General features: G+C 42.0%; 15 protein-coding genes. 2 read left to right on the top strand and 13 right to left on the bottom strand.

What is annotated here, in order from left to right; translation table 11 throughout:
* Positions 1–98: 98 nt before the first annotated feature.
* On the top strand, positions 99–1,358 hold the full coding sequence (locus tag VS868_RS08445) for a cation:proton antiporter (RefSeq protein WP_345596672.1): 1,260 nt from the start codon (positions 99–101) through the stop codon (positions 1,356–1,358).
* 27 nt (positions 1,359–1,385) lie between these two features.
* Here the strand turns inward: VS868_RS08445 and VS868_RS08440 are convergent, their stop codons facing one another.
* Genes VS868_RS08440 through VS868_RS08430 form a run of 3 tightly spaced genes read right to left on the bottom strand, consistent with a single transcriptional unit; the run spans position 1,386 to position 7,181 of the window.
* Entirely contained in the window at positions 1,386–2,948 is a 1,563-nt protein-coding gene (locus VS868_RS08440; protein ID WP_345596670.1) for an FAD-dependent protein, read from the bottom strand.
* 42 nt (positions 2,949–2,990) lie between these two features.
* Positions 2,991–4,379, bottom strand: coding sequence for a DUF5689 domain-containing protein (locus tag VS868_RS08435; protein ID WP_345596668.1), 1,389 nt, complete (start codon positions 4,377–4,379; stop codon positions 2,991–2,993).
* 3 nt (positions 4,380–4,382) lie between these two features.
* Positions 4,383–7,181, bottom strand: a complete 2,799-nt coding sequence (locus VS868_RS08430) for a carboxypeptidase-like regulatory domain-containing protein (protein WP_345596666.1) — start codon at positions 7,179–7,181, stop codon at positions 4,383–4,385.
* A 93-nt stretch (positions 7,182–7,274) separates the two neighbouring features.
* On the opposite strand from VS868_RS08430, the gene VS868_RS08425 reads away from it, so the two are divergent.
* Positions 7,275–8,336, top strand: a complete 1,062-nt coding sequence (locus VS868_RS08425; RefSeq protein ID WP_345596663.1) for an endonuclease/exonuclease/phosphatase family protein — start codon at positions 7,275–7,277, stop codon at positions 8,334–8,336.
* Here the strand turns inward: VS868_RS08425 and VS868_RS08420 are convergent.
* The 10 genes from VS868_RS08420 to VS868_RS08375 all read right to left on the bottom strand — a co-directional run bounded on the left by VS868_RS08420 (position 8,333) and on the right by VS868_RS08375 (position 21,852).
* Positions 8,333–8,770 carry a hypothetical protein gene (locus VS868_RS08420; RefSeq protein ID WP_345596661.1) on the bottom strand — a complete coding sequence of 146 codons (438 nt, stop codon included), beginning with the start codon at positions 8,768–8,770 and terminating at the stop codon, positions 8,333–8,335. The two genes, VS868_RS08425 and VS868_RS08420, sit on opposite strands and share 4 nt — an antisense overlap.
* Positions 8,771–8,858: 88 nt before the next feature.
* A complete protein-coding gene (locus tag VS868_RS08415) occupies positions 8,859–10,709 on the bottom strand; it encodes an endonuclease (protein WP_345596659.1) in 1,851 nt (616 codons plus the stop codon).
* 61 nt (positions 10,710–10,770) lie between these two features.
* On the bottom strand, positions 10,771–11,844 hold the full coding sequence (locus VS868_RS08410; protein ID WP_345596657.1) for a hypothetical protein: 1,074 nt from the start codon (positions 11,842–11,844) through the stop codon (positions 10,771–10,773).
* Positions 11,845–11,855: 11 nt separating this feature from the next.
* Positions 11,856–14,363: a TonB-dependent receptor gene (locus tag VS868_RS08405; protein ID WP_345596655.1), complete on the bottom strand. Its 2,508-nt coding sequence runs from the start codon at positions 14,361–14,363 to the stop codon at positions 11,856–11,858.
* A gap of 184 nt (positions 14,364–14,547) precedes the next feature.
* The gene (gene pgi / locus VS868_RS08400; RefSeq protein WP_345596653.1) at positions 14,548–16,182 is read right to left on the bottom strand and encodes a glucose-6-phosphate isomerase; all 1,635 of its coding nucleotides are present in this window, start codon (positions 16,180–16,182) and stop codon (positions 14,548–14,550) included.
* A 1-nt stretch (position 16,183) separates the two neighbouring features.
* Complete coding sequence (locus VS868_RS08395; RefSeq protein WP_266068074.1) at positions 16,184–17,422, bottom strand: peptidoglycan DD-metalloendopeptidase family protein; 1,239 nt, start codon at positions 17,420–17,422, stop codon at positions 16,184–16,186.
* Positions 17,423–17,435: 13 nt separating this feature from the next.
* Positions 17,436–18,389, bottom strand: a complete 954-nt coding sequence (locus tag VS868_RS08390) for a tryptophan 2,3-dioxygenase family protein (RefSeq protein WP_345596650.1) — start codon at positions 18,387–18,389, stop codon at positions 17,436–17,438.
* Positions 18,390–18,391: 2 nt separating this feature from the next.
* Positions 18,392–19,165 (bottom strand): DUF3108 domain-containing protein, encoded by a 774-nt coding sequence (locus VS868_RS08385; protein WP_345596648.1) that lies wholly within the window; start codon positions 19,163–19,165, stop codon positions 18,392–18,394.
* A 297-nt stretch (positions 19,166–19,462) separates the two neighbouring features.
* The gene (hppD, locus tag VS868_RS08380; RefSeq protein ID WP_266068077.1) at positions 19,463–20,599 is read right to left on the bottom strand and encodes a 4-hydroxyphenylpyruvate dioxygenase; all 1,137 of its coding nucleotides are present in this window, start codon (positions 20,597–20,599) and stop codon (positions 19,463–19,465) included.
* 92 nt (positions 20,600–20,691) lie between these two features.
* Positions 20,692–21,852, bottom strand: coding sequence for a homogentisate 1,2-dioxygenase (locus tag VS868_RS08375; protein ID WP_345596645.1), 1,161 nt, complete (start codon positions 21,850–21,852; stop codon positions 20,692–20,694).
* Positions 21,853–21,958: the final 106 nt, after the last annotated feature.

The raw sequence follows: 21,958 nt of genomic DNA, 5'->3' as shown, positions 1-21,958 counted from the left end.
GCAAAGACCACCTGGTATTCCAACATTTTAAAAAATTCTTAAGAAAATAGCAGCGGCAACTGCTTACCTTTAAAATAACAGCTAAAAACAGGGCACCAATGGATGCAATGACTATCATATTCTTTATAAGCTTATTGATCATACTTGTAGGTGCATTTTTTAAAAAGATCCAAAATGTTTCAATTACCGAACCCTTACTGGCACTTTCGCTGGGTGTAATATTGGGGCCCGCTGTGCTCAACCTAATACAGATCATTGATTCTCCTACCCAATTTTATATTCTTAAAGTAGCCTGCCAGTTCACCATTGCAATGGCATTAATGGCAACTGCTTTGCGGCTTCCAAGCCACATTTTTAGGAAAAATGCTACTACCCTCTCTATCCTGGTGATCTTCGGAATGCTGCTTATGTGGGTGCTGGCCAGCGGAGTCTTTTATTTACTGATGCCAAATCTCGGCATTTTTGAATGCCTGCTGCTGGGTGCTATCATAACCCCCACCGATCCTGTTGTGGCATCTACCCTTATCACCGGCAAAAAAGCGGAAAAATATCTGCCGGCAAAATTGCGAAATACACTTTCTTTTGAAGCCGGTGTGAATGATGGGCTTGCCTTTCCCATTGTTTTTCTTGCCCTTTACCTGCTAAATGCAGAAGGCGGCGGAGACCTAGGTAACTGGTTTGTCAAGATCCTGTTGTATGAGAGCATTCTCTGTGCAATTTTGGCATATGGCGTGGGCTACGGCTGCGGTTATCTTCTTAAAAAGACCCATAAGGCCGGCTACCTCAACCATAAGACGCTTTTATCTTTTTCAATCGCAGTAGCCCTGTTGCTCCTGTCGGGTTTTGAGTTGCTTCAAATGAACCCTGTTATTGCCGTTTTCGCCGGTGGCTTTGCTTTTGCAAAAGATATTACTGCAAATGAAGATCTCGAACAAGAGAGAATTCAGGAAACTATGGAAAGGATCACCACCGTTCCCGTATTTTTTATTCTGGGGCTCATGCTGCCCTGGCAGGACTGGTATGCCCTGGGCTGGACCCCGGTGTTGATCGTTGTTCTCATCCTCCTCTTAAGACGTCTCCCGGCACTGCTCATTTTAATGCCCTTTATGCCTCAGTTCCGAAAGAAAATTTACAGCGTTCTCATAATGGGCTGGTTTGGGCCTATAGGCGTCGCAGCCCTTTATTATGCAGTACTTGCTAAAGACAAAGTTAATTTTGATGAAGTCTGGATCATTCCCAGCCTGGTTGTGGTAGCTTCTACAGTCGTACACGGATTAACCAGTGTGCCCCTTGAAAAATTGTACCACAACACTTCGGAAGGAACAAACGAAAGGGAAAACCTGGAAAACCGAACCTGAAAGCGGAGGAGAACCATTGAATATTGTTTATTGTTTATTGTTTATTGCCAAAACGGCTTTTTCAGCACATTTTTCTCCATCAACAGCGGCCGAAACTATTCCACCGGCATAGCCTGCACCTTCACCACAGGGATAAAGCCCTTTTATTTGCACATGCTCAAGAGTTGCAGGATCACGTGGAATACGCACGGGCGAGGAAGTTCGGGATTCGGTAGCATGCACTACAGCTTCATTGGTAAAGTAGCCTTTCATGCTTTTGCCAAATTCCACAAATCCCTTCTGAAGGCTTTTATGAACAAAATCTGGCAGCACTTCTCCTAAGTCTACTGAAGTAATTCCGGGTTTGTAGGAGGTCTGCGGAAGATTTCCGGAGGTTTTGCCTTTACTAAAATCCACCAGTCTTTGGGCAGGGGCGGTTTGAGTTTTTCCGCCGGCGAGCCAGGTTTTTTTCTCCACTTCCTGCTGAAATTTGAGAGCAACCAATGGTGAATCTCCAAAAATGGCAAAATCTGAAGGTCTTATTTCCACCACAATCCCGGAGTTTGCCGTCGCCTGATCTCTCTTGCTGGGAGACCAGCCATTGGTCACGATCTCTCCCGGCGAGGTGGCACAGGGCGCAATGATCCCGCCGGGGCACATACAAAAGGAATAAACACCCCGGCCTTCAACCTGTTTTACAATGCTGTAGGCAGAAGGAGGCAAGAATTCTCCACGGTTTGCAGTGTGGTACTGGATTTGGTCAATAAGGCTTTGAGGATGCTCTACCCTTACGCCCAGGGCAAAAGGTTTTGCTTCTATATAGATCTTTTTGTTGTACAGTAGCGTAAAAATATCCCTGGCCGAATGTCCCGTCGCTAAAATGACCTTTTTCGCAGCTATTTTTCTTCCGTCAAGCAACTGCACACCAGCGATTTCATCATTTTTCACCTCAAAATCTACTACCCTCGCGTTAAAAAGTACTTCTCCCCCATGTTCAATAATCGTGCGGGTGATATTTTCAATAATAGCAGGCAACTTGTTTGTACCAATGTGAGGGTGCGCCTCCACCATAATTTCGCGAGTGGCACCAAAAGCAACAAAAAGTTCCAGGATCCTGTTAACGTCCCCACGTTTTTTGCTTCGGGTGTAGAGTTTCCCGTCAGAGTAAGTTCCGGCGCCTCCTTCTCCAAAACAGTAGTTGGAATCTTCGTTTACTATATGTTCAATATTCAGCTTTTTGAGGTCACGGCGCCGGGCGCGAACATCTTTTCCTCTTTCAATAACAATGGGTTTTTTACCCAGTTCAATGCAACGAAGGGCGGCAAATAATCCGGCAGGCCCGGCTCCCACAATGATCACGGGTTGGGCAGCCGAAACATCTTTATATTCCGGTTTATTGATCTTTTCTGCTTCAAAGTTTTCCTGCAGGTAAAGCTGCACCCTTAAATTTACTTTGATCTTCTTTTGCCTGGCATCGATGCTCCTTTTTAAGATCTCTACATGTCTTATTTCAGAAAAAGGAATTCCCTTCTCCCTCGAAAGATGATGTTTTAAGGCTTCGGTATTTGCGGCAGTTTCAGGAGAAACCTGAAGATTTATTTCTTGTTGCACCCGTATTTATTTTGACGCAAATATAAGTTTTCTCATCAGGTATTAATCAGCAGTAATAAGAACATCGTCAAGCTCATAGATACCGTTGTAATACGAATGGTCACTCCCGGTATACCTAAAGGCGATATAACCTTTACCTGTTACGCACGAAAGGTCAACCAGGCCCGAGGAAATCCAATCGCCAAAGAAATCGTTATTTGCTGCTATGTTTGCGGCCGAAAGGATTTTCCATTCCGCTTTTAAAAGGTTCTCTTCGGAACCATCCCAGTCGATAGAAATAAGCACTTCCATAAAACTGCCATTTGCCATGCTTGTAGAAGTTTTAAATCTGAGTACTTCTGCCGAATTAGTATCGAAATTGATCTTTGGCGTAATAAGCCAGCTAAGGCTGCGGGCATCACCCGAACCTGCCGGTCTCATCCTGGCCGATCGGCCCAGGGAAGCGTTTGCCCCCGTGGCAGTAAAAGCCTCCCATGGGCGGGAACCCTCCTGGATGATGTTTTTCCAGCCTTTTCCATCAACAGGTTTGTTGTTCTTCTGTAAACTGAAATCATCTTCAAACAGGATTTTGCTTCCGTTTGATTTAGCCAGGCCGCAATCATAAATTGCAGGATCACAGCGTGGGTTATTGCTGAAGCTGATATCTCCCGGAAGGTTGATATAAATGGTATAAATTTCATCATAGAAATCTCTGGTCAAAATTCCCTGCACGCTCCCCGAACCGGTGGGCAGCTTTAGAGCAGCAAAATCGGCATAGGTACTGGTGCTAACGATAAAAGGAAAATCTCCTTCGCAGCTCTCTACCAGCCTTTCCCCGTCAAACTCATCATTTTCTTCTGCTGCATAAGTTGCTGGGTTTTGAAGGTTGACCAGCAATTTATTGAACTGCACATTCTCTATTTGCACGTACAGGTTCTCCAGTAGATCACCAAAATCTGAGGCTTTTATGAGCTTCGGGGTGATTTGAGCTACCTCTGCACTTCTGCTTATATGCAAAGTAACCTGCGATTCAGGAATGTTTACGATCTGGTTTCCGTCGGCCACGCCAAGTGTTGCTATGCCGTTCACCTGCCCAACACTAAGGCCATTAAGGTGAATATACACTTTTCTTCCGAAGTTATAGAACTGATAGTAGGAGGTCATGTTTAGTTTAATATTTAACCCTGCCCTGGGCTGCTCCGGCTTGTCCTGTACCACCATTTCTTTATAAAAATTACCGGCTTCATCGCTGGAAACCACATAAGCCTCAAGCACGAGATCTTTATCAAAGCTCAAAACTCTTTCCTGATCTTGCATAAACATTCCCACCACCGCCTGTAGCTCAATGTTGGTTTCTACAGGAGTAACCGTCACGGCAGGTGCGGTAAAATCATCTTCAGGAGCACAGGAAACAATAATCAACAGGCTCAAAAATGGCAAAATTCTCTTCATTTTTTAGAATCTTAAATAAACGTGAGCGTAATAAGTAGTGCCGGGGCCAAACCAGTATTTAGATCCAAAAAGGGGTTTGTCTCTCTCCATATCGGCTTTAAGCAGCGCATAATTGACGTTGCGCGATTGCTCGTAGCCTCCTGTTTTGTAGGTAGCATCCAGTATGTTGTTGAGGCTGGCAAAAATGCCCAAAAACCTGTTCTTAATCCTCCACGATTTGCCGCCCACAACATTTACCAGCATATAGCTTTCAAATTCTTCCTGCTGCAGCAGTTCTTGTGCGATCGTCTTATCAAAGTTCAAGAGCGGCAAGCCATCAAGGTCGGTTTCAAAATTTTTGGTCCGCGGAAGAGGGGCAACATCTATAAAGGATTTAAAAAAGAAGTTGGCAGAAGCTGAAATCCACCAATACGCAGGATCCCGATATTCAAACCCTACCTGTACTGCTCGCTGCGGACCACCTGGAAGCCTGTATCCCTCCAGGAAAGTCTGCCCCATGTGGCGGACTTCAGTAAAATCATCTGAAGTGAGGTAGATATTGGGATTACTTTGGTACATGTATTCACCAATTGAACCCGCAGAGCGTATTTTTAGGGTAGTAGTAACCGGAATTTCCAGCCCAAATTCAACCCCCACATGCCGCTTATCTATACCGGTCATAATTTCCTGAACAAAGGCGTTGGTTACGTCTCTTCCTGAACCTGCAAGCCCATCGGCATAATAGAAGGAAACTTCGGTAGCGTCTTTAAATAGACCATAAAATCCGGTGATTCTTCCGGTGAGAAAAGGCATTCGGATTTGGTAACCTGCATCGGCAGTCATTATTTTTTCACTCCTGAGCCCAAGAACCACATCATTGTTTTGCCGCGCATTTGAGAAACTATTTCGCAACGCCGGAGGTTTGGTAAACCCAGAAAGATTAGTACTGAAGTAATTCCTGCCATTCAATTTATAGGTGATCCCGCCCTTCACACCGTAATTCCCAAAGTTGATTTTTTCGCTTTCTTCCAGGGAATTGTCGGGGAAATTGCCATTCTGAAAGTGGCCGGTGCGCCGGTAAGTGGTAGCCGAAGTTTCGATAGCCAGGTAAGTCTCTATTTTCTGAAGGTTAAACTCCGCCTGAAGAAATCCGCCGCCTTTCGTGGCATCAAAGCTGTAGTGGTACTTAAAAATGTCATTTTCGGAAACTAATTTATTTGGATTCTTGAGGTCATTCTGCGCCTTTGATCCTGTTGAAAAGGCATCGACATCCAAAAAAGAGGTTGCACCAAAGAGATCAAGTACCGAAGCAAAATTTTCACTTTCAAGCTGCCTGAAATCTACACCTCCCGTGATTGCAAGTTGAGAAGAGACCACATACCTGAAATTTGAGGCTGCAGAAATTTGCCGGTCATCGACCCTGTCTTCATAAAGGGCATAAACCGCGTTACCGCCAGCTACGGTAGCCGATTCATTTGCAAGATAGAGTTCACCCCAGTTAATTTGCCCAAAGCTCCGGAATTCCTGCTCTGCCAGGTAAGCTTCCCTGAAATTTTGTGCATCTGTGAATCTTAGAAAGTAAGATGGCAGCTTTTGATAATAGGCAGGGTCGGGATTGCTGCCCCCGCCCAAAAAGATATCTTCGGTACCCTCACGATATAACCGGCTACCGCCATATTCAATTCTGCTGTTCCCAATCTTCCCAAACTGGTATGCGACACCGGTATTTATTTCAAGAGCTTTATTCACAGTCCAGGAATGGTTGAGCATAAATACAGGTTCCTCGACAACCTGCACCCGTGAATTCCTAATCTCTCCATCCTGCCATCCCCAATACGCATTGTAGCTGTTCCCTTTCAACTCAAAAACTTCCTGAGTGTTGGGCGAATTTCGGCCGCGTTTGTTTGGAGTGTAGAATGCGGTGAAATTCAGGCTATGCGAATCATTGATTTTCTTTTCTACGGAAGCAAAAAATGAGTTGGCGTCATAGATAGTCCCTTCAACAAAACTTTCTTCAGCAAAACGCCTTGCCACAGAAAAAGAATACGCCCAGCCTGAAGCCAATAAACCACTATGGTAGCTGCCCATAGCCCTCCCGGAATACGACCTGTTGGCCACGGCATAAGAAAATTTGCCGCCGTGGGTATATTGAGAAGCCCTCATGATGATATTCGTGGTACCGGCCGGCCCTCCAAATGAGACCGAAGAAGGGGTGGTGCCGTTAGAGAATTCCTGGTTGCGTTGCACATCATTTAATCCGCCCCAATTGCTCCACAACGGCCTTCCGGAAAAAATTTTATTCATTTCTATACCGTTGATGAGTACTTTCCCATATTCACTGTCGTAACCGCGAGGCCGAAAAAAGGTGGGACTAAAGTCGAAAGCAGCTGCATTTAGAAAAACATCTTTAGAAGCCTGCAAGAGCCCCGAAATATTTGATACACTTTGTTCTTCGTCCAGCTCGTGGTCGCCAAGAGATATGATTTCGGTTTGCCGCTGCATTTCGGGCAGGTTGGGAACTAAAGGAATCTGGCCGAGGTTTATATCTTCAGAAGTAATTTTAAGCGGAAAATGTTTGCTGAAAAAGCCATTTTTGGAGAGTGTAAGAATTTGTTCTCCCTGCGGAAGCCCTTCAGAAAAAACAAAAACACCTTCAATATCTGTAGATCTCTCGACGACAGTGTTCGAAATAGTTACGGAAACGCCGCTAAGAGGCTCTCCCGAAACCTGATCGATCACTACACCGCTAACCTGCTGCCCAAAAGCAGCTGCAGACAGAAACAGGAAAGAAAACAGGATCCTCCCAAAAGAAAATATTTTCATAAAACATTAGAGGGGAGGCATTTATGGAGCAATAATACATTTTTTATTTTATCTTTAATCTGATTCCTATCATTTTTAACAAAAGAAAATCTGGTGCTACAAAAATCACTTAATTTATTGATCCTTAGCATCTCCATTCTTGCTTATCAACTGGCAGAAGCACAGGAAAAAAGGGACTATAATGCTTACAGTATCGGTTTTTATAATGTTGAAAACCTATTTGATATTTACGATTCCCCAGACACTTTTGATGAAGATTTCACACCCACAGGGAAGTACAGATGGACAGAAAAACTATACCAAAAGAAGCTGGAGAACCTGGCGCTGGTGATAAGCAGCATGGGAAGAGAGGAGCTGCCATCACCCCCAGCAATTGTGGGGCTATGTGAGATCGAGAACCTTCAGGTGCTGGAAGACCTCGTAAAAATGCCACTTTTGGCACCCTATAATTACCAGATCGTGCACAGCGACTCTCCAGATGAAAGGGGTATTGATGTCGCACTCTTATACCGGGCCAATGCCTTTAAGTTGAAGGACTGGAACAAATATGTGCTAATGATCTACGAGGCAAAAAACACTTCTAAAAGGGATTTTACCCGAGATCAACTGGTAGTGAGCGGATCTATAGACAGCGAGGATATTCACTTTATTGTAAATCACTGGCCTTCGCGCAGTGGCGGGGAAAAACTAAGCAGTTATAAGAGAACAGAGGCTGCGAGGCTTAATAAATACATTATAGACTCACTACAAAGGCAGGATCCTTATGCCATGATAGTAAATATGGGAGATTTTAATGATGATCCAGCCAATGCCAGCCTGAACAAAATCCTGGGAGCCAGGGCAAAGAAGGAGCAGGTAGACTTTGGAGGATTATACAATCCTTTTGCTGCAATTGCTTCGGAAGGCACAGGAACTTCGGCATATCGCGACCAGTGGAATTTGTTTGACCAGATTCTGGTATCAAAATCTTTAATAGAAAAAAGCCCTGAAAAACTGACATTTTTCAGGGCCTATATTTTTAATCCGCCGTTTCTTATTACCTCTAAGGGGACTTATAAGAATTATCCTTTCCGAAGTTTTGGACAGTCAGGATTTACGGGTGGATTTAGTGATCACTTTCCGGTGTACATCATCCTAACCAAAGAAGCCGATTAGAACCAGGCAGACCATGGAATTCGCGAAAGCACAAAAACCAGGGCAAGACCGTAGAATATACCGAGTGTTTTAAATTTTTGGTTAGACAGGCGCTTATTCTTGTGTTTTGAGTATCCAATAGTGATCAATGCCACAGCAATAACCATTATAAGCGGGTGCTCCACAAGGTAAAGTCGCAAGGTGGAATCTTTCATCACCTCTCCCATTCCCAGTTGCCCAAAGGCTTTAAAATAGGGAGAAACAAAGTAGAGAACAATCCCAATAAGAAGCTGGATATGCGACACAATTAGCGAAAATAAAGCCAATCGAAAATCTGTTGCAGCATATTCTTTTTTCGAGGAAATGCCAATGATAAAATTCACAGTTGCAACAAGAAGGACCAGCAAGACCAGATACGCCCACCAGGAGTGGATAAAGAGTACAGTTTCGTGCATAATAGTAGATTTATTGGGGTAAAGATAAGTTATTTAAATAAAAAAACCGCTCCAGGAAAGGAGCGGCTTGTATGATGGATTTCACAATTTAAAAAGTTCCAAGACCTTCGGTATTCTCATCGCTGAAAGTTTCCCACTCATCGGGCACAAAGGTAGTATTGGGTGTGGATCCGGGTTTTCTTCTAAGATTCACATCTTTTGCAAAATCGGCACCTCCTTTTTCACCCAGTATATCAACCAGTACACCGTCAAGGAAAAGTCCTATTGGATCATTCCCGTTGAAGTTTACAACCTGGTGATCGGTTTTGATATCGGCAGCATCAAGTAGCCCCTGCCTGTCGGCATCAACATTCACAATTACGAGAACTTCCCCTGCCTCTAAGGTATACCCGGCAAGGCTAAATTCATTCTCCCAGGTTTCACCTGCGTTGGTGATCTTCATAAGCGAATAAGACTCAAGATCTACAGATTCATCTGAAAAGTTGGCAATTTCAAGAGCTTTATTAAATCCAAAAGAACCTTCAATATATTCAGAAATAATTACTGAAGAAGCTCCTTCAGAATCACCTGTTTCAGCATCTGTTGTACCTTCAACAGCAATACTCTGAGCTGAAGTATTGTTGTAGATATCTACAGCTGCAACAGTAAATGAATAAGTTTGATCGGCATCAAGACCGGCAATAGTATATTCTACAGATTCTACATTCTTATAGAATTCATCATCAATGTAAATATCATAACCCTGAACAGCTGCATTATCTGAGGATGCAGTCCAGGACAATGAGATACTTGAAGAACTGGATCCTGTCACAGCAAGATCTTGTGGCACAGATGGTGCCTCTTCATCGGCAATGGTGGTTACTTCAAGAGCTGTACTTTCATCGGAATCGTTACCAGCCGAATCTCCAGCAGCTACTGTGATGGAGTAAGTTGTTCCAGGTGCCAGGTCGATAATATTAACAGTTGTTGAAGTAACAGTTGTATAGTATTCTCCATTCACTTCAATATAATATTTTGTTACCGCAACATTATCTGTTGAAGCATTCCAGGAGATCTTGATATTTTCGAAACCTTTTTCATCTACAGTAAGACCTTCAGGAACAGTTGGAGCTTCATCATCGGTAGAATCGGCTTCGCCATCCCAGCGGTTTTCAGCCTCGTCTCCACCCCAAATGTTGGTTGCCAGGTGAGGGTTATCTATAAAAGGATTCCTGTTACCCTGGGCATCGGAAATAACTTCGTTTCTCTGGATCTCGAAATTGGAAACAGGGTCTTCAGCATTCCATTCCAGGAACAGGTCAAGGTTACCCACTTCGTCAAATGGTTCATTGTATCTAAGGTTCATGTACATGATCATCCTGGCAACATCTCCACGCCATTCATCACCCGGGTAGAAAGCGTTATTATTAACCAGTTTATATTGACCATCGCCATCAACATAAGGAAAGTTCAACCTTGACTCATTTATTTCAATATCGGCCACCCGCAGAATGTGAAGGTCGGCAATGGCGTCACCCTCAAGAAGAGATTTTGGATAAACGTGCTCTGTGTTGAAGGTTTGAACATCATTAGGATTTCCTGAAGATTGGTACTCATCTTTACTTCTGCTTTCGCCCGAATATAATAAGAGGACATTTGCAGGATTGGATGGATCTTCATCGGCATCATAGAGGTAATCATGACGATCTATATACCCCAGAATATTTTTATGTTTCTCTATGGTAAGAACTGCAAGTTCATCATAAAGCTCTTCAGTAGAAAGTGTAAAATCGACACTGTCATAATACCCAACCAGGGCATCGGGAATCACATAAATGCTTTCTTCCGAAGGAACCTCGGGATCTACAGGCGGATTAGGCACTTTACTATTATCATCGTCTGTACTACAGGCAAATAGGAATAAAAAACTGACTAATAGTGAATAAATAAATTTCTTCATTCTTGTAAATATGGATAAAAAAAAACCGCCACTAAGAGTGACGGTTTGAAGTGTTTTGCTGTTATTCATTGAGGACGAATTCCCCTTCATCATTCACGATGACATTTACGCTATAAGTAGCAGGCGCTCCTGCATAACCTATAAAGTAAACGAGGAACTTCTGGCCAGTTTCAGCTTCTGGGAATCTGGCTTCAAGTATGGTAACAATATTTTCAAATGCAGCATCATAATCATCCTGATCCCAATAGTTGAAGTTACCATATTGTTCATTTCCTGTAAGTGCATAGTCGGCAGGAGTCAATGTATAGATAATTGTATTGTCTGGCTCCCATGCAGTACCATTGTGACCATACTGCAATACCATTTCTACAACACCAGCAGTAGTTGACCATTTTTGACCATCGTAGTTAAAGATCTGAATTACTTCAATGGTATTACCATTACCTATGTGAAGATTATAAAGAATAGTCTCAGTGTCCCCTTTAAGAGCATAAGGATATTTCAATCTTAAAAAGTTAGGAATAATCTCTTCTGCATCTTCACGGTTAGAGAAGTTTTTATAACGACCCTGTCCCATTTCCTCATAATCCTCATCGGTTAAAGTGTAAGGTACCACCCAGGTATTATCAGCTTTTACATAAAGCTTTGTTTCATCACTGGTATTTCCCGAAGAGTAGTACTTGTATGTAAGCTCAACTGCATCACCACCTTCTGCCTGTGGAAATTTATAATTTAGGAACCTTACCATATCATCGGAGCTGTCAAAATTCTTGTATTTGAAATTCAACGCCAGATAATCTTCTTCGGTAACAGTATATGCTACTGCTTCACCAACCTCAATTAAAGGATTTGCAATATTAGCAGTTATAGAAGCCAAAGACTGGTTACCCCAAAGCGGATAGGTTTCATCAAGATATGCAGGGATCTCAATATTTGCACTGTCTATTGATGCAAAATATTCATTATCAAGACCCATAGCCGTATAATCTTCTTCGGTAAGGGTGTACTCGAGAGTACCTACCAAAGGATCGGTCGCGATGATTTCATCGATCTCTGCATGAATGTCATCCATAGGATCGCAACTTGTAAAAGTCGCACCTATGACCATCATTAATAAATAAACTAATTTTTTCATTTTTCCTTTTTTTAGAAATTAAGCTTTGTTCCGATGTTGAAGGTTCTTCCAAAACCATAGAAGAAACCACTGTCTCTCGCAACAGAAATATATTCTGTATCCAATACGTTGTTTACGTTTCCAATCAATGTAGCATCAAATCCGCCAAAGTCGAAATTGTAGGTTAAACCAAAATCTATCAAACCGTAAGCAGGTACTTCATAAGACTGCCCAAGCGTTGGATCATCACGTCTTGCAGGATCAAAATCGGAATACAGACTGTCAAAGTAATTCCAGTTTAAACGAATGTGAGTACCTTCCATTGGCTCGAAATCGGCACCGGCAGCAAAACTGTTTTGAGCAGAACCACCAACTTTTAGACCACCGATGTAAAGGTTTACTTCACGTAAAAATTCTCCGGTTTCATCAATAACGGCAACTCCTGTTACGTCATTCTCCCAGGTCCAGTCTCCAATAGAAGCCATACCATTAAGAGTAAGGTTTTCGAATGGACGATAGTTAACTTCTAACTCGATACCCTGGTGAAGCGCATTAAGACCTAGAATGTTTGCAGAACCAAAAGTTCCATCTTCCTGACGGAAAGTCTCGGTTAATGTCTTGTCATCCCACTTCGTGTAGTAAGCGTTAAGGTCTACTCTAAAGTTACGACTTCTAAAACCGTATCCCAACTCTGCACTAAAGATTTTCTGATTCTCAGCATCTTCATTGATATCATTGGTGTTGTTAAGGAAAACAGCGTTCATAAAAGGCGCTTTTTCAAAATAACCAATGTTTGCAAAAACATTATGAGTATCAGTAAGGTTGTAGTTAGCACCACCTTTTGCACTGTAACCAAAGAAGTCTACCCATTCGGTTTCCTGATTTCCTACTTCATATCTAAAGTAATCGATTCTTTTGTACGAAGTATTTGAAGCGGCAACATTAATAAAAGCAGAAAGCGCATCTTTTGAATACTCTGCCTGTGCAAAAGCACCTAGCCACCCTACAAGACCGTCATTATAGTAATCAATCTTATCTCCAACCTGTGCTGTATTTAAAGGATTGTTTACATTAGAATCATCAAAAACATATTGTCCTCCTAATAGATCAGTAAGTTCAGTATAATGCTCACCTTCGTAATATCTCACATCTATACCTCCGGTTACTTCAAGGTTTTCTACTACTTCGGAAGAAATTGTAGATAGAAGTCCGTACCACTCATGGTTGTTTCTTGAAGCCCTCAAGTAAGTTTCTGAACCTAAAGCTCCAAGCTCCACATTTTCTTCTACAATAAGGTCAAGGTTTACAGGCTGAAGAAAGCCGTCTCTGTATTTGGAATCAAGGCCAAACTTGTTGACACCTCCAAATCCACCACCTCCACCGGAACCGAAGGAAGCATAAGCAACTGTAGACAATTTTGTGTTATCTGATATATCCCAGTAATGGTTTAGAGAGATTTGTGGCTTATGGAAGAAGTTGTCTTCAATACTAACCACCTGTCCATCACGATAACCCCAGTCTCTGTTAAAACGGGTACCGCTTTCACTTTGTCTGTAAGTTATTAACTGCTCAGCATTTTGACGTTGACCATGCTCCTGTTGTGCACCAAAGGCAGTAAAGGAAAGTTCATGATCTTCACCAAGTTCTTTAGCTACATTCACAAAGTATGAAAAACCAGAGAATTGTGTGCCATCAACGTATCCATCTCCCTCAGTTTTGGAACCAGATACAGTTGCTGCCCAGCCATTATCCATTTTTCCGGTTGAAAGTGTTGCGCCCACTTTATTATACCCGTCATTTCCTAAAGAGTAAAGAACGCTTCCACCTTTTTCTGCATCGGTAGTTTTAGTTACAATGTTAATTGTTCCACCAATAGAAGGCACAGCAACTTTTGAAGCTCCAAGTCCACGTTGAACCTGCATAAATCTTGTAACATCTGAAAGACCAGCCCAGTTACTCCAGTATACACGACCATTTTCCATGTCGTTCACCGGAATCCCGTTGATCATCACGGCGATGTTCTCAGAATCGAAACCTCTCAGTCTAATTTCTGCATCACCAAAACCACCACCACCTTTGGTTGCGTAAACTCCCGGAGTGGATTTTAAAATTTCAGGAAATTCCTGATTTCCCAATCTTTGCTCAATTGCTTCAGCTTTAATCGTAGAAACAGCCACCGGAGTTTTACGATCAATCGCAATAGAATAAGAAGTAATGATCACTTCTTCTAATGCATCAGCATCTGGCGAAATTAAAATTCTGCCAAGATCAACAGTTTGTCCATTCTGAACTGTAAATGGCACGCGAATTGCTTCAAATCCTACGTAAGTAATTTCTACAACTCCCGATGTACGATCAGTCTGAATACTGAATTTTCCACCAAAATCGGTCATGCCACCTGCGTTGGTGCCCACTACCAGTACATTTGCCCCCGGTAGCGGCGCATCCATGTCAGAATCGATTACCGTACCGGTAATTGTTCCTTGTGCAAAAATTGTAGCTGACGTTAAAAATAACGCTAACGCTAAAAATTTTCTCATTGTGTAATTTGTTAGTTTGTGTTTATAAAGTTGCTGCAAAAGAACAACTTTCTTTAAAAATATCCTTTAACTAAAGGTTAAGAATTTTTCACAAAAAACAAGAGGTTTTCAACAAAGACAAAACAAAACAACCCCCTGTTTACCAGAGGGTTGTTTAATAAATGAATATTTAGCTAACTAACTGTTATTCTGAAAGATAAAATTTTAACAAATTCGTAGTGGAAGAATCATGCGTTCCCACGTCATTTTTCTCGATTTCATCAAGAATTGCAGTTGCAAGTTGCTTGCCCAGTTCTACCCCCCATTGATCGTAACTATATATGTTCCAGATAATACCCTGAACAAAAATTTGATGTTCGTACAATGCAATTAGCTTTCCAAAGCTTTCAGGAGAAAGTTGATCTACAAGAATAGTGGTGGTAGGATTATTCCCCTTAAAAACCTTAAATGGCAATATTTTTTCAATCTTTTCTTCGGAAGTATTTTTATCCTCCAGTTCTTTTCGAACTTCTTCTGAAGATTTTCCCTGCAGTAAAGCTTCGGTCTGTGCAAAATAGTTTGCCATCAACTTATTATGATGCTCCTGCTCGTTATGGAGAGACTTTCTGAAGCCAATAAAATCGGCAGGAATAAATTTTGTTCCCTGGTGAATAAGCTGGAAGAAAGCATGCTGCGAATTAGTACCGGGTTCACCCCAAACGATGTTTCCGGTTTGGTAGTTCACCTCGTTTCCATTGCGATCTACACCTTTTCCGTTACTTTCCATAATTGCCTGTTGCAGGTAAGCAGGGAAACGGTGAAGGTACTGCGTATAAGGAATGACTGCCTGGGTTTCAGCTTTAAAGAAGTTGTTGTACCAGACTGTCAAAAGTGCCAGTTGAATGGGAATATTTTTTTCGAACGATGTCTCCTTAAAATGTTCATCCATTTTTCGGGCACCTTCGAGTAGCGCAGTAAAATTGTCGTACCCTATAGAAAGACTTATAGAAAGCCCCACAGCGCTCCAGAGAGAAAAACGGCCTCCAACCCAGTCCCACATGGGGAAAATGTTCTGAGTTTCAATCCCAAACTCTTCTACCGCCTTTACATTACTCGAAACAGCTACAAAATGTTTAGCCACAGCATCGGCCGGTGCTTTTTTGGTGAACCACTTTCTAATTGTAGTGGAATTTGCCAAAGTTTCCTGAGTTAAGAAAGATTTTGATACGATAATGAAGAGGGTAGTCTCAGGATTAAGGTCTTTAATTACCTCCTGTACATGGTCTCCATCAACATTAGATACAAAATGTACTTTCAGATGGTTTTTATAATACTCAAGTGCTTCAGTAACCATTACCGGGCCAAGGTCTGAGCCCCCAATCCCAATGTTCACAACATCGGTGAAAGCCTTACCTGTAAAGCCTTTTTTGGCACCTGTAATAACCGAATAAGAAAACTCCCTGATCTTCTCTTTGACCTCATAGACTTCAGGCATTACGTTCTCACCGTCAACTCTCACATCGGCATCAGCTTTGCTTCTCAAGGCTGTATGCAATACGGAACGCCCCTCGGTCCTGTTGATTTCTTCCCCTTCAAAAAGGGCATTTATAGCCTCCTTTAATCCGGCTTCTTCAGCAAGAGCAGTAAGGAGGTCACGTGTTTCTTCAGTAATTAAATTTTTGCTGTAGTCTACATAAAAATCTTCCCACTTAAGAGTAAAGGCATCGGCCCGATTAGGGTCTTTTTGAAAAGCTTCCTTTAGGTTAAGATCTTTTATTTCAGAAAAGTGAGCCTGAAGTTTTTTCCAGGCTTTGGTATGGATTGGATTAGTGTTAGTCATTTTAAATAGGTTCTTTAAATTCAATTTTTCCCAGCTCCGTCTTCAAAGGCTCAATAGCCGCAAAGTAAGACGGGATGTATTTATCTTCAATAGGCTCGGCTGCCGGAAGGTTTTGACGGAATGGATCTACCTGCACGCCATTCTTCCAGAAGCGGTAGCAAACATGCGGCCCGGTGGCCAGTCCTGTACTACCTACATAGCCAATAATATCTCCCTGCTTTACACGCTGCCCCTGCTTTACTGCACGTTTTGACATGTGCAGGTACTGGGTGGTATAGGTGCCGTTGTGTTTTATCTTGACATAATTACCATTTCCGGCAGTATAGGAAGATGCGATAACCACACCATTTGCTGTACTCCAAATTGGCGTACCATGAGGTGCTGCGTAATCTGTACCTTTATGAGCCTTCCATCTTTGCTGCACGGGATGAAATCTTCTAGGGCTGAAACGAGACGAAATACGGGTAAAGTTAAGCGGTGCCTTTAAGAAGAAACTCTGTAGCGGCCGGGCTTTTTCATCGTAATAATCACGCTCTCCCGAAGTAGAATCTACCATGAAATTAAAAGCGTAATAAGGCTTATCTTCATGGTAAAAAACCGAAGCTTCAATATTCTCGATCCCGGCATAAATGCTGTCATTAATGTAACGCTCGTTGTAGACCAGCTTAAACCTGTCTCCTTTCTGCAACCTGAAAAAATCTATACTCCACTGGTAAATATTGCTCATTTCATGTGCAATAAGATAGCTTAGCCCCTCGTCTTGTATAGCCTCGGTCAAACTGGAATTTATCACTCCAGAAACTGATCTTTTTGTAATGGTAACGGGCTTTTTGGCAGTATATACCGAAATGCTGTCGCGTAGATCTACCACGGTATAATTTACAAGGTCGTTCTCATAAATAAATACATTTGGAGTTGCAGCCGAATCCCGGCTCTTTAAAATTGCATAGGGCTTGCCAAGAACTATTTTACGCGGATTAAAGGTATCCCGCACTTTGTTAACGATTTCAAAAATCTTATTCGGGTCTACCCCATGCGTACCGAGGATAAGTCCAAAACTATCACCCGAACGTATGGTGTCGCGCACCACTTCATAATCATTTAATACAAAACCAAACTCTTTTACAATAGCTGGCGCCTTTACTTTAACAGTGTTATCGGCTATTTCGGGTTTTTCATTGTGGTTATTACAGGCAGTCATAACCATCATCAGCATTAGCAGGTAACCAAGTCTTTTCACTTTCAATATTTTATTAATTTATCATTTCTTCTACCCATTGTCTACCCCATTCCTTTTTTTCTTCTTCACTCCAAAGTTCGGGAAAGAAGAAAATCCTTTGAAAACTGGGCGGCAAAAACTCTTTCCAGTTTGTACCTCCCGTAGCTTTTACAGCGTGTTTTTTCACCACAAGGTAACGTTGCGCTGCACCAATATGAACCAGAAGCCAGTTTACATTGACTGCAACATCCAGATTACGCAACGCCGAAATAAGATTTTTATTGTTTTTTTCTTCCTGCGGAAGTTTGTCATACAGCGCAAGAAGGTTTTTACCCTGAAGCTTATGAGCTAGCCGCAAGAACTCGTCATCATATTTTTGTTCAAACTGCCTAAGGGTAAGTGTTTTCTCTCCCGTATCTGAACTAATCCCGCCACGCTTCCAGTAGATGTTTTGATACACCTCCTGAAGGTTAGTATTAGCGCGATATGCTTCCCGATTTGCCTGCAACACCAGGTTTTGTAGTGGAGTTGCATAAATCTCTATCATCCTGAACTGGGCAGACTGGAATCCGCTGGCCGGTAAAAGGGCCATCCTGAATTTAAGGAACTGCTCCCGGTCCATCCCCTTAATCATTACATCAAAAGAATGGGCTAGAATGTGGAAGTATCGTACAATACGATTAAGCCTTTCAGTAAAGAAATCGGCTTTGAGATCCCTGGCTTCAACCAGCTGCTTCATTTCATGGAGCACCAGCTTAAAATAAATTTCTGTAATTTGATGATATCCTATAAATATCTCCTCATCGGGAAAATGAGTTTTGGGTTTCTGCAGGCTCAAAAGGGTATCGAGTTCGATATAATCCCAGTAGGTAAGGTATTTGTCGTATAGTAGACCATCGAGATAAGAGCCAAGGTCCTGGCCAGAATTTCGGAATTTTTCTTCCAGCTGCCGCACCTTTTCGGCTATCTCGGGCTGTATGACGCTCATATTTAATTCATTATTATATTCAACGGATATTTCAAGCCTTTAAAAGCATCAATATCAGCATTTAGAGAACCTACAGCAAGATCGGCTTTGATCTTTAGGGGCATGCGATTTTTATCATCACTAACCCAAATAGTAAGGCTTTCTTTCTTTTCAAAAACCCTTCCTGCTAACACGTAGGGCCGAAATTTTAATGCCGCAATATTACCCATTTTTGTTTTTACGACCTCCCTCCCCAGGAATTTTAACTTAAAATCGTGATTCTCGTCATCTATAAACATTTTAATGCTAAACATCTCTCCCTTTTCAATAGCACTTACATCAAGATTATTACGCAGGTAATAGAAAGAAGAAAGCATATCCTGAACATTCTCGGGAATAGCGTAAGTATCCCTGGTATTATGTTTTCTATTGAAAACATGAGCGGTATTACTGTCATGATCAAAATCTACAAGTAGATCACGGGTATGACCACCTTCATCTATTTGCCTTATAAACCTGAGAGGCGCACCACTCTTTTTATCCATAAAGGTTTCATAGTTGTCATCAACTTTAAAGAACAGGTGTAATAAACCAGTAGATTTTCCCTGCCCCACCACATGATAAACAGGTTTATTTCTTAGTGTGGTCTCCTTCACTTCAAGGGTAGCAAAGCTCGCGTTGAACATGCCGTAGTGAATACGGAACCTAAACCATTCGCCGGCGTCAAAAGCCTGATGAGACTGAGCCGAAACATTGAGAGCTATAAGTGAAATTATAATTGCTGTAATCTTCTTCATTTTATACAAGTAGGTTTTTTTGATATGACAATTACAATTTCTATTCCAAATGTATTAAAAACAAAAAGCCCCGTCAAATGAATGACGGGGCTTTTAATCTTATTAACCAACTAAAACTTAAATTATGAAAAAAAAAGTAATTTTTTTTCCCAATCCTGGTAACCACTCCAAAATTGCGGTGCAAAAGTCTTATATAAGTAGCTATTACACAACTAAAAAAATAACTTTAACGCAACTTTTTGTAAAAACCTATCTTTTTAAGTCTTAATCTACATTATCAATGAGTTGGCATCTAATTTATAGGGTTCCCCGCAAATTCTGTTCTCTTTCTATAGCTTCAAAAAGGGCTTTAAAATTACCTTTTCCAAAAGATTGAGCTCCTTTTCTCTGAATGATCTCAAAGAACATGGTTGGCCTGTCAAGAACCGGCTTGGTAAATATTTGCAACAGGTAACCTTCATCATCACGATCAATCAACACCCCAAGTTCCTTTAGCGGCTCGAGTTCTTCATCTATTTCTCCTACCCGATCTAAAACATCGTCGTAATAAGCCTCGGGAACATAAAGGAATTCTACTCCCCGGTCCCTCAAAGCAGTGACAGTTTCAATGATATTATCGGTGGCCACAGCGATGTGCTGTACGCCGGCACCATTATAAAAATCGATGTATTCTTCTATCTGGGACTTCTTCTTTCCTTCCGCGGGTTCATTGATAGGGAATTTGATCCGCCCGTTACCGTTACTCATCACCTTACTCATCAAGGCGGTGTATTCCGTAGAAATATCCTTATCATCAAAAGAAACCATTTGCGCAAAGCCCATTACTTTAGCGTAGAACTCACACCACTTGTTCATTTCATTCCATCCCACGTTTCCTACCATGTGATCAATGTATTTTAAACCTACATCTTTCACCTGGAAATTGGGTTTATATTCCTTGTAGCCCGGCATAAATGGCCCCGAATAATTTTTTCTTTCAACAAATACGTGCACTGTTTCGCCATAGGTGTGAATTCCCGAAAGCACTACATGCCCATGTTCGTCACTTACCTCTTTAGGCTCAAAATAAGATTTCGCACCTCGCTTTGTAGTCTCTTCATAACTCTTACGGGCATCATCTACCCACAGGGCTACTACTTTAACGCCATCTCCATGCTTGTCTATATGTGCATTTATTTCGCCTCCCGGTTGCAAAGGGCTGGTAAGCACCAATCTAATTTTGCCCTGCTGCAGTACATAGGAGACCCTGTCTTTGCTACCCGATTCAAGCCCCGAATAAGCTACAGGCTGAAAGCCCCAGGCCTGTTGGTAGTAGTAGGCTGCCTGCTTGGCATTCCCCACATAGAGTTCAACATAATCTGTACCCATTATGGGCAGGAAATCTTCTGCCTGTGGCACGGTCTTTTTTATTTCTGTTGTGTTTTCAGTAGACATAAATAAATATATTTTAGGCCGCTGTGCGGCATGTTTCTTTAAAGTGTTATTTAATAAACCCTCAAAAATGCCATTTTTGAAAGGTTTTGTTTTTAATGATCAAGCCATGATTTATGGTAAGAGTCATCTGCAATCTCCATGGCATCTTCGGTCACCATTAAGGGCTTAAAGGTATCTACCATCACTGCCAGCTCTTCGGTCTCAGTCTGGCCTATACTTCGCTCAACAGCTCCCGGGTGTGGCCCGTGAGGAATACCCGCCGGATGCAAAGAAATATGCCCGGCTTCAATATCATTCCGGCTCATAAAATCGCCGTCTACGTAATATAAAACCTCATCGCTGTCTATATTGCTGTGACTGTAAGGCGCCGGTATACTTTCGGGGTGGTAATCGTAAAGACGGGGGCAAAAAGAACACACCACAAAGGCATCAGTCTCAAAAGTTTGGTGTACCGGTGGCGGCTGGTGAATTCGGCCGGTAATAGGTTCAAAATCGTGAATAGAAAAAGCATAGGGATAATTGTAACCATCGTAACCCACTACATCAAACGGATGCGACGCGTATACCATATCAAATATTTTCCCCTGTTTCTTGATCTTGATCAAAAAATCCCCTTTTTCATCATTCGTTTCCAGCTCATAAGGCCTTCTAATATCCCTTTCACAAAAAGGCGAATGCTCCAGCAACTGCCCAAAATAATTCCGGTAGCGTTTTGGGGTGTAAATTGGCCTTCTCGATTCTACAATGAACAACCTGTTCACCTCATCATCAAAATCAAGTTTATAAATGGTTCCGCGGGGAATTAGCAGGTAATCTCCATATTTAAAATCCAGGTTTCCCAGGTGGGTTCTTAACTTCCCGCTGCCTTTATGAATAAAAAGCAACTCATCTGAATCTGCATTTTTATAGAAATAATCTTCTGTAGATTTTTGTGGCGCAGCCAGGGCGATATCTACATCGCTATTGGTAAGCACCACTCTTCGGCTCTTCAGGTAATCTGGGTCTGGTTTTACCTGGAAACCTTTAAACCTGTATGACTGTATATTCTTTTCAGTAGCCACCTTTGGCTGTACATCATAGCTCCCTTTAATCTCTTTTACCTGCGTAGGCCGCTGCTCGTGATACATATTTGTATACATTCCGTCGAAGCCAATGGTTCCAAAAAGCTGTTCATAGTACAGGCTTCCATCGGGCTTTCTAAAGACGGTGTGTCTTTTATGCGGAATTTTTCCGAGGGTGTGATAAAAAGGCATGTTATTTATTTTAATGAAAACGTTTTCGTAAATTTCCGTAATGAGTCTCAAAACTCCTGAAGGAACAGCTACAAATATGAACAATTTTTAGCTAAATATCCGTTAA

Source organism: Salinimicrobium sp. 3283s (assembly GCF_039602225.1).
GTDB lineage: Bacteria > Bacteroidota > Bacteroidia > Flavobacteriales > Flavobacteriaceae > Salinimicrobium > Salinimicrobium profundisediminis.
This window is presented reverse-complemented; position numbering and strand designations above follow the sequence as displayed.

Coding starts and splice junctions, on each gene's coding strand:
- VS868_RS08385 (WP_345596648.1), bottom strand. CDS start 19,165: ATGAAGAAGATTACAGCAATTATAATTTCACTTATAGCTCTCAATGTT.
- hppD (WP_266068077.1), bottom strand. CDS start 20,599: ATGTCTACTGAAAACACAACAGAAATAAAAAAGACCGTGCCACAGGCA.
- VS868_RS08415 (WP_345596659.1), bottom strand. CDS start 10,709: ATGAAGAAATTTATTTATTCACTATTAGTCAGTTTTTTATTCCTATTT.
- VS868_RS08405 (WP_345596655.1), bottom strand. CDS start 14,363: ATGAGAAAATTTTTAGCGTTAGCGTTATTTTTAACGTCAGCTACAATT.
- VS868_RS08420 (WP_345596661.1), bottom strand. CDS start 8,770: ATGCACGAAACTGTACTCTTTATCCACTCCTGGTGGGCGTATCTGGTC.
- pgi (WP_345596653.1), bottom strand. CDS start 16,182: ATGACTAACACTAATCCAATCCATACCAAAGCCTGGAAAAAACTTCAG.
- VS868_RS08390 (WP_345596650.1), bottom strand. CDS start 18,389: ATGAGCGTCATACAGCCCGAGATAGCCGAAAAGGTGCGGCAGCTGGAA.
- VS868_RS08435 (WP_345596668.1), bottom strand. CDS start 4,379: ATGAAGAGAATTTTGCCATTTTTGAGCCTGTTGATTATTGTTTCCTGT.
- VS868_RS08430 (WP_345596666.1), bottom strand. CDS start 7,181: ATGAAAATATTTTCTTTTGGGAGGATCCTGTTTTCTTTCCTGTTTCTG.
- VS868_RS08445 (WP_345596672.1), top strand. CDS start 99: ATGGATGCAATGACTATCATATTCTTTATAAGCTTATTGATCATACTT.
- VS868_RS08410 (WP_345596657.1), bottom strand. CDS start 11,844: ATGAAAAAATTAGTTTATTTATTAATGATGGTCATAGGTGCGACTTTT.
- VS868_RS08375 (WP_345596645.1), bottom strand. CDS start 21,852: ATGCCTTTTTATCACACCCTCGGAAAAATTCCGCATAAAAGACACACC.